This window comes from Paenibacillus sp. MCAF9, from assembly GCF_052114265.1.
GTDB lineage: Bacteria > Bacillota > Bacilli > Paenibacillales > Paenibacillaceae > Pristimantibacillus.
This window is the reverse complement of record NZ_JBFREL010000002.1, coordinates 122,237-139,583: the sequence shown is the minus strand read 5'-3', so window position 1 is coordinate 139,583 and position 17,347 is coordinate 122,237. Positions and strand designations below refer to the sequence as shown.

The 17,347-nt window shown below is 47.8% G+C and carries 14 protein-coding genes; all 14 read left to right on the top strand.

The features are described 5' to 3' along the window. The first annotated feature begins 3 nt into the window (after positions 1 to 3). Positions 4 to 699: a phosphoribosylformylglycinamidine synthase subunit PurQ gene (gene purQ, locus AB4Z45_RS03535; RefSeq protein ID WP_441907941.1), complete on the top strand. Its 696-nt coding sequence runs from the start codon at positions 4 to 6 to the stop codon at positions 697 to 699. Next, positions 677 to 2,923, top strand: a complete 2,247-nt coding sequence (purL, locus tag AB4Z45_RS03530; protein ID WP_441907940.1) for a phosphoribosylformylglycinamidine synthase subunit PurL — start codon at positions 677 to 679, stop codon at positions 2,921 to 2,923. The genes purQ and purL overlap by 23 nt, the downstream gene beginning before the upstream one ends. After that, positions 2,905 to 4,389 (top strand): amidophosphoribosyltransferase, encoded by a 1,485-nt coding sequence (gene purF / locus AB4Z45_RS03525; RefSeq protein WP_076271096.1) that lies wholly within the window; start codon positions 2,905 to 2,907, stop codon positions 4,387 to 4,389. The genes purL and purF overlap by 19 nt, the downstream gene beginning before the upstream one ends. Before the next feature lie 65 nt (positions 4,390 to 4,454). Then, on the top strand, positions 4,455 to 5,498 hold the full coding sequence (purM, locus tag AB4Z45_RS03520) for a phosphoribosylformylglycinamidine cyclo-ligase (protein ID WP_076271095.1): 1,044 nt from the start codon (positions 4,455 to 4,457) through the stop codon (positions 5,496 to 5,498). Then, entirely contained in the window at positions 5,498 to 6,109 is a 612-nt protein-coding gene (gene purN / locus AB4Z45_RS03515) for a phosphoribosylglycinamide formyltransferase (protein ID WP_441907939.1), read from the top strand. Before purM ends, purN begins: the two co-directional genes overlap by 1 nt. Before the next feature lie 93 nt (positions 6,110 to 6,202). After that, entirely contained in the window at positions 6,203 to 7,750 is a 1,548-nt protein-coding gene (gene purH / locus AB4Z45_RS03510; protein ID WP_441907938.1) for a bifunctional phosphoribosylaminoimidazolecarboxamide formyltransferase/IMP cyclohydrolase, read from the top strand. Positions 7,751 to 7,870: 120 nt separating this feature from the next. After that, positions 7,871 to 9,136 carry a phosphoribosylamine--glycine ligase gene (gene purD, locus AB4Z45_RS03505; protein WP_441907937.1) on the top strand — a complete coding sequence of 422 codons (1,266 nt, stop codon included), beginning with the start codon at positions 7,871 to 7,873 and terminating at the stop codon, positions 9,134 to 9,136. Positions 9,137 to 9,334: 198 nt separating this feature from the next. Then, positions 9,335 to 10,264, top strand: coding sequence for a polysaccharide deacetylase family protein (locus tag AB4Z45_RS03500; RefSeq protein ID WP_441907936.1), 930 nt, complete (start codon positions 9,335 to 9,337; stop codon positions 10,262 to 10,264). Positions 10,265 to 10,293: 29 nt separating this feature from the next. Continuing rightward, positions 10,294 to 11,739: an FG-GAP repeat domain-containing protein gene (locus AB4Z45_RS03495; RefSeq protein ID WP_441907935.1), complete on the top strand. Its 1,446-nt coding sequence runs from the start codon at positions 10,294 to 10,296 to the stop codon at positions 11,737 to 11,739. 25 nt (positions 11,740 to 11,764) lie between these two features. Then, positions 11,765 to 12,616 (top strand): response regulator transcription factor, encoded by an 852-nt coding sequence (locus AB4Z45_RS03490; RefSeq protein ID WP_441907934.1) that lies wholly within the window; start codon positions 11,765 to 11,767, stop codon positions 12,614 to 12,616. Next, positions 12,613 to 14,007: a sensor histidine kinase gene (locus AB4Z45_RS03485; RefSeq protein ID WP_076271089.1), complete on the top strand. Its 1,395-nt coding sequence runs from the start codon at positions 12,613 to 12,615 to the stop codon at positions 14,005 to 14,007. Before AB4Z45_RS03490 ends, AB4Z45_RS03485 begins: the two co-directional genes overlap by 4 nt. A 350-nt stretch (positions 14,008 to 14,357) precedes the next feature. Then, on the top strand, positions 14,358 to 15,179 hold the full coding sequence (locus AB4Z45_RS03480; protein ID WP_441907933.1) for an alpha/beta hydrolase: 822 nt from the start codon (positions 14,358 to 14,360) through the stop codon (positions 15,177 to 15,179). A 253-nt stretch (positions 15,180 to 15,432) separates the two neighbouring features. After that, positions 15,433 to 16,506: a DUF3048 domain-containing protein gene (locus AB4Z45_RS03475; RefSeq protein ID WP_441907932.1), complete on the top strand. Its 1,074-nt coding sequence runs from the start codon at positions 15,433 to 15,435 to the stop codon at positions 16,504 to 16,506. Positions 16,507 to 16,727: 221 nt separating this feature from the next. Beyond that, complete coding sequence (locus tag AB4Z45_RS03470) at positions 16,728 to 17,339, top strand: DUF47 domain-containing protein (protein WP_076271086.1); 612 nt, start codon at positions 16,728 to 16,730, stop codon at positions 17,337 to 17,339. Positions 17,340 to 17,347: the final 8 nt, after the last annotated feature.

The following is a 17,347-nucleotide window of genomic DNA, read 5'->3' as shown; positions in this document are numbered from 1 at the left end:
GCGATGAAGTTTGCAGTACTTGTATTTCCAGGCTCCAACTGTGACATCGATTGCTACAAAGCAGTCGAAGACACGATCGGACAGTCGGTTGACTACGTATGGCACACAGCTACAGACTTGTCTTCTTATGATGCGATTCTTGTACCTGGAGGCTTCTCTTACGGCGATTACCTGCGCTGCGGCGCAATTGCGCAATTCGCTGCTGTTATGGCGGAAGTTCAAAAAGCAGCCGAAGCAGGCAAATATATTCTAGGCATTTGCAACGGATTCCAAATCTTGACGGAGGCTGGCCTTCTGCCAGGCGCCTTGATTCGCAACAACGGACTGAAGTTCCGCTGCCATCAAGCGCCGCTTGAAGTGGTAAACAACAACACAGCATTTACCAACCAATATTCGCAAGGTGAAATTATAAATATTCCAATCGCACACGGCGAAGGCAACTACTATTGCGACGACGCAACGCTTGCTGAGCTTAAAGCGAACGATCAAATTATTTTCCGCTATGCGGGCGACACAAATCCGAACGGTTCTGTAGAGAACATTGCGGGCATTAGCAACAAAACAGGTAACGTAGTAGGCATGATGCCGCATCCAGAGCGTGCAGTTGATCAATTGCTTGGCTCGGAAGACGGCAAACGGATGTTTACATCGATTTTGAATGCATGGAGGGAACAACATGGCGCAGCAGTTAACAGCTAAGGAACCGACAGCGGAGCAAATTGCCGAGCAAAAAATTTACAGCCAGTTTGGTGTATCCGATTATGAATTTGAGCTCATTTGCGGCTTTCTTGGCCGTAAGCCAAACTACACGGAGATCGGCGTATTCAGCGTTATGTGGTCAGAGCATTGCTCTTACAAAAACTCCAAGCCTATTTTGAAAAAATTCCCGATCACAGGACCTCGCGTTCTCATGGGACCGGGCGAAGGCGCGGGTATCGTCGATATCGGCGACAACCAAGCGGTTGTATTCAAAATCGAATCGCATAACCATCCATCAGCTGTTGAGCCTTACCAAGGCGCTGCAACTGGCGTAGGCGGCATTATCCGCGACATTTTCTCCATGGGCGCACGCCCAATCGCATTGCTGAACAGCTTGCGTTTTGGCCGTCTTGAAAATGAGCGCGTTAAATATTTGTTTGAGCACGTCGTTAGCGGAATTGCTGGCTACGGCAACTGTATCGGTATTCCGACAGTTGCGGGCGAGGTTATGTTCGATGAGAGCTACGAGGGCAATCCGCTCGTTAACGCGATGTGCGTTGGTCTAATCGATCATGATAAAATTCAGCGCGGTGTCGCAAAAGGGGTAGGCAACCCGGTATTCTACGTTGGTCCTGCTACTGGCCGCGACGGTATTCACGGTGCTACTTTTGCATCGGTTGAGCTTTCCGAGGAATCAGAAGAAAAGCGTACAGCTGTTCAAGTCGGCGATCCATTCATGGAGAAGCTGGTTATGGAAGCAACGCTTGAGCTGATCAACTCCGGTATCGTTCTTGGTATTCAAGACATGGGTGCAGCGGGTCTTACTTGCTCCAGTGCTGAGATGGCTTCGAAAGCTGGCAACGGCCTTGAGCTTTACCTTGATGAGGTACCGCAGCGTGAAACAGGCATGACGCCTTATGAAATGATGCTTTCCGAGTCGCAAGAGCGTATGCTCTTCGTCGTAGAGCCGCAGCATGAAGCGCAAGCGAAGGAAATCTTTGATCGTTGGGGCATTATTTGCGCCAAAGTAGGTAAAGTAACGGATGACGGTCGTCTTCGTTTGTTCCACCAAGGCCAAGAGGTTGCCGATATGCCGGTTAAAGCGCTCGTTGACGAGTGCCCTGTATACGACAAACCATCCAAAGAGCCTGCATATTACAGCGAGAATGCCGCAGTAGATACATCGGCATATGATGAAGTAACGGATTTGACTGGCGCGCTGGAGAAGGTTCTTGCTTCCCCGACAGTTGCTAGCAAAGAGTGGGTTTACAATCAATATGACTACATGGTTCGTACATCGACAGCTGTTCAGCCAGGCTCCGATGCGGCAGTCGTAACGATTCGCGGTACGCGCAAAGCGCTTGCGATGACAACGGATTGCAACGGACGTTACGTATATCTAGATCCAGAAGTAGGCGGACGTATTGCGGTGGCAGAAGCTGCACGTAATATCGTGTGCTCAGGCGCTGAGCCGCTTGCTGTAACTGACAACCTTAACTTCGGTAACCCTGAGAAGCCAGAAGTATTCTGGCAGCTTGAGAAATCGGCAGACGGGATGTCCGAGGCTTGCGTCGTGCTTAACACACCAGTTATCGGCGGTAACGTAAGCTTGTACAATGAGAACGCGAAGGGTGCTATTTACCCGACACCAGTAATCGGTATGGTCGGTCTTGTACACGACATCGATCACATCACAACACAAGGCTTCAAAGCAGAGGGCGACGTTATTATTCTCGTAGGCGAAACAAAAGCGGAAATGGGCGGAAGTGAATTCCAGTATGTTACGCAAGGCGCTGCTGCTGGCCGTCCTCCAGAAATCGATCTTGCTACAGAGAAGAAGGTTCTGGATGCTGTCCTTGGCGCGATTCAAAAAGGTCTCGTAGCATCGGCTCATGACTTGTCCGAAGGCGGTATTGCGGTAGCTGTTGCAGAATCATGCATTAGCGGTCGTCTAGGCGCAGAAGTGGCATTGTCATCTGATCTACGTGCTGATCACCTATTGTTCAGCGAATCGCAATCCCGTATCTTGCTGTCGGCTAAGCCGGATCAAGCAGCGGCATTGCAAGCATGGCTTACAGAGCAAGGCGTTGTTCATGCACAAGTTGGTAACGTTAAAGGCAGCAGCCTGACCATAAGCGTAAACGGAAAATCCGGCATTCAGGCGCCGCTAACACAACTGGAGAAGGTCTGGAAGGATGCGATTCCATGTCTGATGAACAAATAAGACAGGAGCCTTTGTTATGGACGGGCGACCACTATAACGAAGGTATTGGCCGTGACGATATGTTTGATAAATTGCGTGAGGAATGTGGCGTTTTCGGGGTTTTTAATCTCCCCGAAGCGTCCAACCTGTCCTATTATGGTCTTCATGCGCTTCAGCATCGCGGTGAGGAAAGTGCGGGAATCTGTACGGTTGATACGAAAAATGGCAATAAGTTCGCTTATCACCGCGGTATGGGTCTCGTAAAAGAAGTATTCAACAAGGAAAATCTCGATATGCTTGCTGGGGACCGCTCCATCGGCCACGTACGTTATTCGACAGCGGGAGAAAGTAAGCTTGCGAACGCACAGCCGCTTATTTTCCGCTATCGCGACGGTGACCTTGCGGTTGCTACAAACGGCAATATCGTGAATGCGCCGGAAATTCGCCGTGAGCTTGAGATGTCCGGCTCGATTTTCCAAACGTCCAGCGACACGGAAGTTATCGCGCATCTTATTGCACGTTCATCGAAGGATTTCGAGACGGCTGCGAAGGAAGCTTTGCAGCGCATCGTTGGCGGATTTGCTTTCTTGATTATGACGAACGACAAGCTGCTCGTTGCAGCTGATCCGCATGCTCTTCGCCCGCTTGTTATGGGCCGTATTGGCGAAGGTTATGTATTCTCGTCGGAGTCGTGTGCATTCGAGACAATTGGTGCCGTGTATGAGCGTGATGTACAGCCTGGTGAATTGCTAATTCTTGATGCAGACGGCATGCGCGAGGAACGTTACGCGGAGGTTGACCGCCGCGCAACTTGTGCGATGGAGTATATTTATTTTGCCCGTCCTGATAGTGATATCAACGGTATTAATATTCATATGGCCCGCAAACGGATGGGGCGCCAGCTTGCTTCAGAATCTTTTGTTGATGCGGATATCGTAACGGGTGTACCGGATTCGAGTATTTCAGCAGCAATTGGATACGCGGAGCAAACCGGTATTCCATACGAGCTTGGCCTTATCAAAAACAAATATACTGGTCGGACATTCATCCAGCCTTCTCAAGAGCTTCGCGAGAAAGGTGTGAAAATGAAGCTGTCTGCCGTTCGTAAAGTAGTGGAAGGCAAACGTGTCGTTATGATTGATGATTCAATCGTTCGGGGCACAACATCGCTGCGGATCGTAAACCTGCTTCGTGAAGCGGGAGCGACTGAGGTGCATGTGCGTATCACATCGCCGCCTTTCAAAAACCCTTGTTACTACGGAATTGATACTCCTGACCGCAAAGAGCTCATTGCTTCTTCAAGGACAGTAGAGGAAATCCGCAAGCAAATTAATGCTGATTCATTATCTTTTATAAGCAATGAAGGTTTTGTTGAGTCTGTTGGCGGCAATGATGGGGCTTATAATCGCGGCATGTGTCTAGCTTGCTTCGATAATGACTACCCAACACCAGTTAACGAAGAATCAGACAAAAGCTGCAGCTGTTAATAACATAAATGATTAACCTCATGGAGCGATTGCTGCTCCTAAATTAGTTAAGGAGTTGACCGAGAGTGTCAGAAGCGTACAAAAAAGCCGGCGTCGATATCGCGGCAGGCAACGAAGCGGTTGAACGGATGAAGAAGCACGTAAAACGGACTTACCGTCCAGAGGTGCTGGCAGAGCTTGGCGGCTTTGGCGGTCTGTTCAGCCTTAACAAGGACAAGTACGATGAGCCTGTACTCGTGTCTGGAACAGATGGCGTCGGAACGAAGCTGAAGCTTGCTTTTGCCATGGACAAGCATGACACGATCGGCATTGATGCCGTAGCCATGTGCGTGAACGATATAATCGTACAAGGCGCAGAGCCGTTGTTCTTCCTTGATTACTTGGCATGCGACAAGGTCGTTCCTGAGAAAATCGAAGCGATCGTTAAAGGTATTGCAGAAGGCTGCGTACAAGCTGGCTGTTCACTCATCGGCGGCGAAACAGCTGAAATGCCGGGCATGTATCAAGGCGGAGAATATGATATCGCTGGTTTTACAGTTGGTATTGTGGATAAGAAAAAAATGATCGACGGATCAACTATCGCTGCTGGCGATGCGGTTATCGGTTTTGCTTCCAGCGGTATTCACAGCAACGGCTTCTCGCTCGTTCGCCGCTTGCTGCTTGAGGATGCGGGTTACTCGCTTGATCAAGAGCTTGAAGAGCTTGGCGGCGCGAAGCTTGGCGATGTGCTGATTGAGCCAACACGCATCTACGTGAAATCGGCGCTTAAGCTGGTTGAGCAAGTGGAAGTGAAGGGCATGGCGCATATTACTGGCGGCGGCTTTATCGAGAACATTCCGCGGGTACTTCCTGACGGTGTGAACGTTGATGTGGAATACGGCTCATGGCCGATTTTGCCAATCTTTGATTTGATGCAAAATAAAGGCGCTATTACGAATCGTGATATGTTCACGACTTTCAATATGGGTATTGGTCTAGTTATTGTTGTTCCAGCTGATCAAGCAAATGAAGCTCTTCGCATCGCTTCTGAGCTTGGTGAGCAGGCTTACCGTATCGGAACGGTTACGGAAGGAAGCCGCATCGTAACGTTTACGGGAGCGGAAGTATAATGGGAGCACTTCGCATCGCTGTTTTCGCTTCGGGACAAGGTACGAATTTCCAAGCGATTGTAGATGCGGTGCAGGAAGGGAAGCTCGATGTAACCATCGAGCTTCTTGTTTGTGACAAGCCTGCCGCTCCAGTTGTAGAGCGCGCAAGGAAGGCTGGTGTGGACACGTTCCTGTTCACGCCGAAGGAATACCCGTCTCGCGAAGCTTATGAGACGGAAATTATCGCTGAGCTAGCGCGGCGCGGCGTTGAGCTGATCGTGCTTGCAGGCTACATGCGCATTATTACGCCTTTGCTGGTTGAGCCGTTTTATGGTCGGATGATTAATATTCATCCGGCGCTGCTGCCGGCATTCCCTGGCGTGAACGGCATCGGGCAGGCGCTTTCGTATGGCGTTAAGCTGACTGGCGTCACCGTTCACTACGTGGACGGCGGCATGGACAGCGGACCAATTATCGCGCAGCAAGCAGTCGAAGTGCAAGGCGGAGATACGGAAGATTCGCTCGCGGTGCGTATTCACGCAGCCGAACAAGCGCTGCTGCCCGCAGTTATTCAGCATATCGCGAAGGGTCGCGTCACACTGAATGGCCGTCATGTGACGGTAAACGGCTAATCGGTAATTGAAATCAGATCTAATATCAGCAAGTGTGGATGCAGTATTTGGAGAAGAGAAATTGTTTGGTCAAATAGATGAGGAGGGATTTGCATGGCAATTCGCAGAGCGTTAATTAGTGTTTCGGATAAGTCAGGAATCGTGGAGTTTTCTAGAGAACTGGCTAGCCAAGGTGTGCAAATTATTTCGACGGGCGGTACATTCAGCCTGCTGCAAAAGGAAGGCATTCCGGTTATCGGTATTTCTGATGTAACGGGCTTCCCGGAAGTTTTGGATGGTCGTGTCAAAACGCTTCACCCGGCCGTACATAGCGGCTTGCTCGCGGTGCGTGACAATGAAGAGCATCAGAACACGATGAAGGAGCTTGGCCTGGATTACATCGACCTCGTTGTCGTTAACTTGTATCCGTTCAAAGAAACGATCGCGAAACCTGATGTTTCCTATGAGGATGCGATCGAAAATATCGATATCGGCGGCCCGACGATGCTTCGTTCAGCTGCCAAAAACCACGCGTTCGTAACGGTTGTAGTGGATACTGCCGACTACGGTACGGTGATTGAGGAATTGAAAGCACAAGGCGATACGACGCTTGAGACGCGCAAACGCCTGACTGCTAAAGTGTTCCGTCATACTGCGGCTTATGATTCCCTTATCTCTGATTACTTGACCAAACAAGTAGGCGAATCATTGCCTGAAACGTACACAGTTACTTACGAGAAGGTACAGGATCTGCGTTACGGCGAGAACCCGCACCAGAAAGCTGCATTCTACAGCAAGCCGCTTGCGGCAGCAGGCAACGTAACGACTGCTGAGCAGCTGCACGGCAAAGAGCTTTCCTATAACAATATTAGCGATGCCAACGCTTCACTCGCAATTCTAAAAGAATTCGACGAGCCAGCGGTCGTTGCTGTCAAACATATGAATCCTTGCGGCGTAGGAATCGGCGCTACAATCCATGAAGCTTATCAAAAAGCTTATGCAGCAGACCGAACGTCGATCTTCGGCGGTATCGTAGCTGCTAACCGTACGATCGGTGCAGATACAGCTGAGCTGCTTGGCGGTATTTTCCTCGAAATCATCATCGCGCCTGACTTCACGCCTGAAGCGCTTGAGATTTTGACGAAGAAAAAAAATATCCGTTTGATGAAGCTGGGAGAGCTTTCGGCAGCTGGTGAGCGCAAGCCGGAATGGCTTGTTACTTCAGTTGACGGCGGTATGCTCGTACAAGAGAGCGACGTTCATTCGGTAACAGAAGCAGATTTGCAGTTTGTAACAGATCGCAAACCGACTGCGGAAGAGCTGAAACAGCTGCTATTCGGCTGGAAAGTTGTTAAACATGTAAAATCGAATGCGATTTTGCTTGCGAAGGACGATATGACGATTGGCGTTGGCGCCGGTCAAATGAACCGCGTAGGCGCAGCACGCATTGCAATTGAACAAGCTGGCGAAGCGGCAAAAGGAGCAGCGCTTGCATCGGACGCGTTTTTCCCAATGGGCGATACGGTAGAGCTTGCTGCCAAAGCTGGCATCACGGCGATCATTCAACCAGGCGGCTCAATCAAAGACGAAGAGTCGATTGCTGCGGCTAATGCGAACAACATCGCGATGGTGTTCACAAGCGTACGTCACTTTAAACACTAGAACCTGGCACAGCTATTCAAATAGGCAGCCGCACGTTAACGACAGAGAGCTGGCGCGGGCGGCGGCTGCATTTTTTAATGCGTTTTTGTTTGTATTTAGTCATTTGGGAGGTTATCGGTTATGCGTATTTTGGTAGTTGGCGGTGGCGGACGAGAGCATGCAATCGTATGGGCGCTTAAGAAAAGCAAGAAGGTAAAAGAAATTTTTTGTGCACCGGGCAACGCTGGTATTGCTCAGCTAGCTGAAATTGTACCGATTGCGGTCAATCAATTTGATGAGCTTATTCAGTTTGCAAAGGATGCTGCAATTGATCTTGTTTTTGTAGGTCCGGATGATCCGCTTGCAGATGGTATCGTAGACGCATTCGAAGCAGCAGGAATCGTGGCATACGGTCCTCGCAAAAATGCGGCTGAAATCGAAGGCAGCAAAATTTTCATGAAAAATCTATTGAAAAAATACGATATTCCTACGGCGAAATATGAAACATTCACCGACTATGAATCAGCGTCCGCTTACCTTCGCGAGCAATCCGCTCCTATCGTTATTAAAGCTGACGGGCTCGCAGCTGGTAAAGGCGTTACGGTTGCAGCTACGCTAGAGGAAGCAGAGCAAGCGCTGCGCGACATGATGGTTGATAAAGTATTCGGCCAAGCAGGAAGCCAAATCGTTATCGAGGAATGCTTAGTAGGGCAAGAGATGTCCATTCTCGCTTTCGTTGACGGTGAGACGGTGCGCGCTATGGTTCCAGCACAGGATCATAAGCCCATCTTTGATGGAGACAAAGGTCCAAATACAGGCGGCATGGGTACCTATACACCGCTGCCACATATCGATCAAGCCATCATTGACGAATCGATTCAGAACATCATCATTCCAACGGCAAAAGCGATGGTCAGCGAAGGCCGTCCATTCCGCGGCGTTTTGTTCGCTGGTCTTATGATTACGAAGGACGGTCCAAAAACGATCGAATTTAATGCTCGCATGGGAGATCCAGAAACGCAGGTTGTTCTGCCTCGTTTGCAAACGGATCTGATCGACATCGTGCTAGCATCGCTGAATGGCAGTTTGGATCAGCTTGATATTCAGTGGAGCGAGGAAGCAGCCGTTTGTGTTGTTGTCGCATCGGAAGGGTATCCAGCTTCTTATCCAAAAGGTCGCGTAATTACCGGTCTTGCAGAAGCAGAAGCGCAGGGAGCACTTGTGTTCCATGCTGGAACAGCTGAGAAGGATGGGCAATTCGTCACGAATGGCGGACGCGTTCTAGGTATCGTTGGCCGTGGCCGCGACATTGCAGAGGCTCGTGCACGCGCGTATGAAGCGGTTAGCGTGATCGATTTTGAAGGCAAGCAAAACCGTACGGACATCGCAGCTAAAGCACTAATCTAAGATGCTTAGTACGAAATAAAAATATGGTCTTTCCTTTATTTTGGTCAACCAGAAATCTCTGGTTGGCTTTTTTTTATTTTCGCCTATTTTTGTGCCAAGTGTGTCAAAATCACTCGAAAGGTGTTACTAATTTGTAACTCTATCAATATGCCGTAGCGTTACAATGAATCTATCAGCGAGGAATAGAAGGTGAGTGTAATGAAAAAAGTAAGACAGCGTCGTTTTTTGTTTTTAGGAGTTCTATCGATTGTAGTAATCATGAGCCTCAGTGCTTGTGGGGCAAAAGGCGGTTTAAGCTTGTCAACGCTTCTGACAGGCGAGAAAAATCCCATTGTGGATAATGGGAACAACGAGAAAGGGCCAGAAACGGGAAGCGGAACCACTGGTGACGGAGATATCGTTATTATCGGCAACAACGGAGGCAAAGACGGTGATATCATTCATGGCGATGTGGATAATAAGCCAGTCGAACCAGATAAGGGAAAACCTGAAGTTCCTGTAATTGAAAAGCTGGACAAGCCGGATCAAGTCATAGCAGCATCAAAGCCAGACAAAGGCAAAAAACTTATCGCTCTCACGTTCGACGATGGTCCAGACAAGCGTTATACAACCGATATTTTGGATATCCTGAAGGAAAAAGGAGTTAAGGCCACTTTCTTTGTAGTCGGGCAACAAGTTGCGAAAAATCCAGAAGTGCTGCAGCGTATTGTAGACGAAGGGCATGCAATCGGCAATCATACAAACAATCATAAGGATTTGTCTAAGCTAGACGAGCAGGGAATTATTGAACAATTTAAAGAAGCGGACAACGCAATTAAAGAAGCGATTGGCATTACACCAGCAATGGTTCGCGCGCCTTATGGGGCAGTATCGGATACGGTTAAAGCATTAGTAAAAGAAAATCATCGTGAACTAATTGGCTGGAATATCGATACGCGCGACTGGGCGGGCACCTCGTCTTCCGATATGATTAAAATGATTAAGAAAGAAGCCAAACCAAATGGTATGATATTAATGCATTCTTTTGGAAGCAAACATGTAAAAAATACGGTACATGCTTTACCTGCTATCATTGATCTTTTGGAAAATATGGGTTATACGTTAGTAACTGCCGATCAATTGGCTTAACTGGGAACATGCACGAGGAGGCTGCAACGTTGGATAACGCAAGTGATAGTAATGTGAGAAATAGGCGTGGACCAATCATGAGATGGAGCTTAATGCTCGGCGGCTTGATTCCACTCCTATTGCTCGCAGCTGGCTGTCGTTATACAGCCGCGCCTGCAGATCTTCTGCAGAAGCCTGCTATTTCACCCGAGAAACAGGCTATCGTGCAGGCAATTGAAAAAAATTTACCGGTTTACAGCAAGCTGACGCTTCCTCTTAGAGAGGATCATATGGAAGCCATACGCCTCATTGATGTGGACGGAGACGGAACGGAAGAGGCTATCGTTTCTTATTACAATGAATACAGTTCACCTGAGTTAATGGTGTTCAAATATACGAATTCAGTATGGAAGCCGTGGGTGCTCATTCAGCAGCCGCTGGCTAGATTAATCGATTGGCTGAAAATAGAGGATCTCGATAACGATGGTCAAATGGAAATCATGATCGGGTGGATCGGAGCTTTTGACAGTCCGAATGTGCTCGAGATTTATTCGTTTAAATCAAAGCCAGTTCGCAACGACGTCGGCAAATTGACATTGAAGCCTATGGAGACCTTGCCTTATTCTTATGGAGATACGGGCGACATTAATGAGGATGGGCGAATGGAGCTTGCGATTATATCGGAGATCGGTACGAATCAAGAAATGGCGCTGCCTGAATTCCATTTGACCCTTTACAATTGGATCAACGGGAGCATGCGGGAAATACATACAGAGAACCTGTATAAAGAAGTGAATAGTTATGATCGTTTGCTCATTGGACGGATTTCACCTACTCGTAGAGGTATTATTTTGGAAGCGTCGACCGGCGCGCACAGTACTTATACCACAATGTACGTGTGGGAGCGAAACAAGCTCAGGCTCGTTTATCCGAATCGTTCTATAGGGCAGGAAGGAATTAGCGGCACGCCAACGATGAGCAAGGATATAAATGGCGATGGCATTTTTGAACTGCCATGGACGAAAGAGGCTCCGGGTTATTCAGAGGTTCCTTATTCCGATTCCAAATGGTTGGATGAATGGATGCAATGGGACGGTAAATCTGATTTTGTGAAAATAACTGAGGAATTTTCTGATTATAGTTATGGTATACAGCTTCGTATACCTGAACAATGGTTAGGCCGTTATACGATGCACAGCTTGAACGAGCCGCATGCCCTTGTATCCATCGATTACTGGAATGAAAAATTGAATAAGACAGCCAAGCTGGCAACCTTATATGCAGTGCCGCAGAAGCAGTGGGATAGCGTTGAATCAACTTGGAAGCAGCAATCTAAACGATATCGGCAGCTAATGACGGACAGCGGCAATGTTTTTGCGGTTTCATTCGTAGTGGAAGCTCCAGCCGAGTGGCCTGAAGCAGACCGGCAAGCTTTTAGCGAGATGGCAGGGGTAGAAGCAGAGTTTGCCTCTTCGCTTACTATCCGTAACGATTAAGAGAGAAAAGCGGGTGCTTTAAGCTATGCGTATATTATTGTTGGAGGACGAGGAGTCCATCCGCGGCTTTGTCCGCATTAATCTAAAGCGCAACGATATGGAAGTGATAGAGGCGGAAACAGGCGAATCAGCGTTAGCGCTTGCAGATACAGAAGGGCCTATCGATATTGCGCTGCTTGACGTTATGCTGCCGACGATCAGCGGATTTGAAGTGTGCGAGCAGCTGCGTGCCCGCTATCCGCGCATGGGTATTATTATGCTGACGGCGAAGTCGCAGGAAGAGGATAAAATTCATGGGCTGGAGCTTGGGGCAGATGATTATGTGCAGAAGCCGTTCAGTCCAGGCGAGCTTATTGCGCGCATTAAGTCGCTCTATCGGAGAATGAAGCCTCAGCTGGATGATCAGGAGCAAGAGGTTGGTGCTGCATCTGAATCGATTGCGGCAAGTGAGGAAGTGTACCGTGGCGAAGCAGCGCCTATAGCGGCACCGACATCTGCATTTCATGTTCAGCGTCCGATAGAAGAACAGCAGCATACGATGATTTATGGAAGCGGCAGCTTTCATCAGGAGCTGCATGTACAGCCGTTCCGGCTCTCTGTAGCAGAGCGGAAGCTGTGGAAGCAGGGCAAGGAAATTATTTTGACGCCTACGGAATGGACGCTTGTACGGCTATTGATGGAACGAGTCGGCGAGAGCGTCAGCCGAGATCATATTTTGACAGAGGTATGGGGCAGATATTATGTTGGAGATCTTAAGGTAGTGGACGTGAATATTCGAAGAATTCGCCAGAAAATCGAGAAAAACCCATCCGATCCTGCCTTTATTGAAACGGTTTGGGGTTATGGTTATCGGTGGAAGCGGGGCGGCGACGAATGAAAAGCGTACAAACGAGAATGGTGTGGAGCTATTTGCTGCTCATCGTGCTTGTCGTCAGCGTACTTGGTGGCGTGTTCGCAGCATTAATGTGGAACTACTATTACGGAAGCGCTCAGAGCTCCGTTAAACAACGTGCGGAGTCGGCGTTAACGCTGCACAGCCGTTCGCTTTCCTCGCTTACAGTGAAGGATCAGGGCGATTATATTTTGCAATACATGGTTGAGAGCGGCACTAGGCTGCAGCTTCTTGATAGCACGGGGCAAATTCGGATCGATTCCGACGGTTTTGCACCAGATATTCGTTATACGACTGCTGATGTAAAGTCTGCGATTGCAGGAACAACGGGAAGTTGGCGGGGAGTTGATCCTTATTATGGAGAGCGGGTCATGTCAGTCACGATACCGCTTTGGAATGAAACACGGGTCGTATCCATGCTTCGTTATTCAGCTTCCTTGAATCAAGTAGATGCGATGGTGAGCTTGCTTATCCGGATGGCAACAGCGGTTGGTATCGGAGTTGTCCTGTTGTTTCTTGGCTTAAGCTTGTTTCTCGCCCAGCGAATCGTCAAGCCGATTCGAGAGCTTACACGAGCGGCGCGCTATATGGCCGAGGGAGATTGGACGCATCGGGCTATTCAGCGAAATGATGATGAAATTGGTCAGCTAGCGGAAACGTTTAATGCAATGGTATTAGAGCTTAGCAAACGTGAGAAGCTGAAGGATGACTTTATTTCTTCGATATCCCATGAGCTTCGCACCCCGCTTACATCGATTAAGGGATGGAGTGAAACCTTAAAGGAAAGCGAGCCTACCGAGGATGATGAAGAGGTAAAGCTGGGCTTATCCATTATTAGCAAGGAAACGGAGCGCTTATCGGGGCTGGTCGAAGATTTGCTCGATTTCTCGAAGCTGTCGGCTAGGACGATGGAGCTGCATAGCGAAGTGCTTGATTTCAATGGTCCGGTTAAAGAAACAGTTAATCAGCTAGGGGTTCGCGAGGAGCATACACGGGTACGGATTTTGGCTAACTATGGCAAAAGCCCAATCGTTGTTCGAGGGGATGCGAATCGGCTCAAGCAGGTGATCATTAATCTAATTGACAATGCGCTCAAGTTTACGCCTGCTGGCGGCACCATTCGTGTAGCAACGACCATCGAACAAGATAGCGCGATGCTCACGATAGCGGATACAGGCTGTGGGATTGAAGCGGAGGACTTGCCTCATGTCACTGAAAAGTTTTATAAAGCGAGCACCGGCCATGGCGGATCTGGACTCGGACTAGCTATATGCAAGGAGATCATTGAGCTCCACGGCGGTCAGTTAACCATTGACAGCGAGCGTGGAGCCGGAACAATTGTGACGATTCGAGTGCCGATCATGCATGAGGAATAATCCATTCCTTCAGCTGCTTGCGGTGCTCCTATCGTCATTCTTTATAGAACAGCAGCTTGCGGTTCGCATATACAAACAATATCGCAACTGCGATTCCTAAAATAAGCAGCAAGGACAGCCAGTGATCCTTTATAAAGGCAATCCATAAAGGCATAGCTTTGCACCTCCTAAAATGTGAATCTGCTAAACATATGGGTAGTATGTCCCGATTAGGAGCAGTATAAAGTTTGCTGGTTTTATTTTCTTTGTAAGATTGACAGGTACAGAGCAGTGATGATATTATGATTTTAATATTAATTCATAGTATACGGGTAGGAATTATTATATATATGCTTTCAGGAGGTTATCGGATGGAAAAGCACTTGACGCTGCGACATAACGAGCTTGAGCTTGCGGCAACGCTGCATTACCCTACGGATGGAAATAAAAACAATTCAGAAAAAAAACAAGCCATCATTATATGCCATGGATTCATAGGCTCTCGCATAGGCGTTGACCGTTTGTTTGTAAAAACGGCTAGAGCGCTTGCGGCGCAAGGCTCTTATGTCCTTCGTTTCGATTATGGCGGCTGCGGCGAGAGCGGCGGTGACTACGGAGCTCTCGGCTTTGATTCAATGGTTGATCAGACTAGAAGCGCGATTAATTATTTATCAAGCATGGAATGTGTTGATCCGCTCAGAATCGTATTGCTTGGCCACAGTCTAGGCGGAGCGGTAGCGATTATGACAGCAGTTAAAGATAAGCGCGCTAAACGTCTTGTGCTTTGGTCGCCTGTTGCTTATCCGTTCAATGACATTGTACGGATCGTAGGACGCAGCAGCTATGACGATGCTGTAACTGGAGGAAGCTCCGATTATCAAGGGTATACGCTGCAGCCTGTATTTTTTGATTCGCTGCTTCAACATCAGCCTTTCCAAGCAGCTACTAAATTTGGCGGCGAGGTGCTGCTGGTTCACGGTACTAGCGATGAGCTTATACCTGTTGATTACAGCTTCTTGTACCAGAAGGTGTTCTGGACCCGCAATGAGGGCCTTTGCGATAAGGAAATTATTTTTCAAGCGAATCACACCTACTCCACTCGAAATCATCAGGAGGAAGCGATTCGCGTAACCTCAGATTGGCTAAACGGACTTGATAAACAGCAAGAAGAATGGCATCACTGGAGTATTTAAAGCGGGATGAACAAATAGAAGGGGCAAGTTCTTGTTAGCCAAGAGCTTGTCCCTTTTATTTTTTTGCCGCACGTCCATGCGGTGCTAAGACCAAGCTTTCTGTCAGGAAATTGGGATATGATATGAAAAATTTGGATTTTTTAACCTGGAAAGCAACTTATTTGTCGAGACATACGTCCTCAATTGTGTTTAAATGGAAGTAATATGAAAACGAATACAAGCTATGTTTTAGCGGGAAAAGGCAGGTAAACGCATGAATAAAAGAATTCGAAAATCGGCAGTTTTGCTATTATTATCGCTTATACTCCTTATTACAGCTTGCAGTGGAGGGAAAGGCAGCAACGATACACCGACAGAGACAAATGATATTATTGATCCTAATAGTAAGGATGAGCCAGTGACAGCCCCGACGCCGCTCCCTTATGATGCTCCGCTAAGCGGACTAAAGCTGGAAAATGCGGCAAGTGCAAGACCGATTGTCGTTATGATTAATAATTTCGCAGCAGCTCGTCCACAGTCTGGTTTAACGAATGCTGACGTCATCTGGGAAGTGCTTGCGGAAGGCGGCATTACTCGTTTAATAGCCGTATTTCAGAGTACGAGCGCAATAACCGATACGATTGGACCTATACGCAGCATTAGACCTTATCTTATTGATATTGGAGACAGTTATGGCGCGGTGCTTGCCCATGCAGGGGCGAGCAATGATGGTTATGCAGTGCTGCAAAGGCAGGGCAAACCTTATTTGGATGAAATCTCGAATGCAGGCAGCTACTTCTGGAGAAGCAAGGAACGCAAGGCTCCGCATAATTTGTATTCAAATCTAGAGAAGCTGCGTACAGGCGCAGAGAAGAAGAAATACAGCATGGACAAGCAGGTTCCGCCTTATACATTCGCGGAAGCGGGTTCCACAGAGGTTGGTGTCTCGGCAGCCGACATTACAATAAATTTTATGCTCAAAAATTATAACGTTGGATACAAATACGATTCAGTATCAGGCCTATATAAACGGTCAATTGGCGACAAACCGCATATCGATATGAACAATAATGAACAGCTTTCCGGTACAAATTTGGTTGTTCTTGGAGCGGATCATAAGACGCTTGATAAAGAGGGACGATTGGCCGTCGATCTGACAAAAGGAGGCTCGGCGATTCTGTTCCAGAAAGGCAAAGCGATCGAAGCAGAATGGGTAAGAGCTCCAGATGGAATGATTCGAATTGTAAAGAATGGAGCAGAGCTGCCGTTTGTCCCTGGAAAAACTTTCTTTCATATCGTGCCAAACAAACCGACATTCGAAGGTCATGTAACATGGGTACAAACGTAGCAAGTTGGAGACACTGTTAACAGACGTTGACGGATGAGCTTCCAAGGATCAAAAGGACGCAATCTTGTTACAGGATTGCGTCTTTTTTATATTTTTTATGAAAATCTAAAATTTTTCATAAAACCTTTACATTCTCTTAACAATTCACATGTAAACTATGTTAAGATATTGTGGGCTCATAGCAGTGCGCCTAAACATCAAGTCGTGTAAAGGGGATTACGATGTTCAAGAAAAAGGATATTTTCTTTAAGACGTTCGAAGAAATGGCTGACGCAATTGTCGAGGCTGTGGAGTACTTTGCCAAAGGATTGTCAGACCTATCGGATGTATCAGCTTTCGCCAAGACCATGAAGGAATACGAAAGTAGATGCGACAAGCATGTACACACGATTTTGAAGGAGCTGAACAAAACGTTCATCACTCCGATTGAACGTGAAGATATTATGGCCCTGACGACTTCGCTTGATGATGTGCTTGATGGCATCGAAGCTTGCGCATCTCGTTTTGAAATGTACAACATTCTCGAGAAGGACGAGTACATAACGTTGTTTGGCGATATTCTCGTTCGTTCGTCGCATCAAATTAAGAAAGCAATTTATTTGCTTACAGAACGGAAGCTGCTTGCTATACGCGAGCCAAATATTGCACTTAACGAGCTGGAGAACCAAGCTGACGACCTGCTTCGGGTTTGCATCAAGAGCTTGTTCGCAAATGTCACAGATCCAATTGAGCTGATGAAGCGCAAAGAGATTTATGAGATGCTAGAGCAAACGACCGACTACTGCGAGGACGTTGCCAATACGCTGGAATCGATCATTATGCGTAATAGCTAATCTAGAGA

Coding starts and splice junctions, on each gene's coding strand:
- purQ (WP_441907941.1), top strand. CDS start 4: ATGAAGTTTGCAGTACTTGTATTTCCAGGCTCCAACTGTGACATCGAT.
- purL (WP_441907940.1), top strand. CDS start 677: ATGGCGCAGCAGTTAACAGCTAAGGAACCGACAGCGGAGCAAATTGCC.
- purF (WP_076271096.1), top strand. CDS start 2,905: ATGTCTGATGAACAAATAAGACAGGAGCCTTTGTTATGGACGGGCGAC.
- purN (WP_441907939.1), top strand. CDS start 5,498: ATGGGAGCACTTCGCATCGCTGTTTTCGCTTCGGGACAAGGTACGAAT.
- purH (WP_441907938.1), top strand. CDS start 6,203: ATGGCAATTCGCAGAGCGTTAATTAGTGTTTCGGATAAGTCAGGAATC.
- purD (WP_441907937.1), top strand. CDS start 7,871: ATGCGTATTTTGGTAGTTGGCGGTGGCGGACGAGAGCATGCAATCGTA.
- AB4Z45_RS03500 (WP_441907936.1), top strand. CDS start 9,335: ATGAAAAAAGTAAGACAGCGTCGTTTTTTGTTTTTAGGAGTTCTATCG.
- AB4Z45_RS03490 (WP_441907934.1), top strand. CDS start 11,765: ATGCGTATATTATTGTTGGAGGACGAGGAGTCCATCCGCGGCTTTGTC.
- AB4Z45_RS03485 (WP_076271089.1), top strand. CDS start 12,613: ATGAAAAGCGTACAAACGAGAATGGTGTGGAGCTATTTGCTGCTCATC.
- AB4Z45_RS03480 (WP_441907933.1), top strand. CDS start 14,358: ATGGAAAAGCACTTGACGCTGCGACATAACGAGCTTGAGCTTGCGGCA.
- AB4Z45_RS03475 (WP_441907932.1), top strand. CDS start 15,433: ATGAATAAAAGAATTCGAAAATCGGCAGTTTTGCTATTATTATCGCTT.
- AB4Z45_RS03470 (WP_076271086.1), top strand. CDS start 16,728: ATGTTCAAGAAAAAGGATATTTTCTTTAAGACGTTCGAAGAAATGGCT.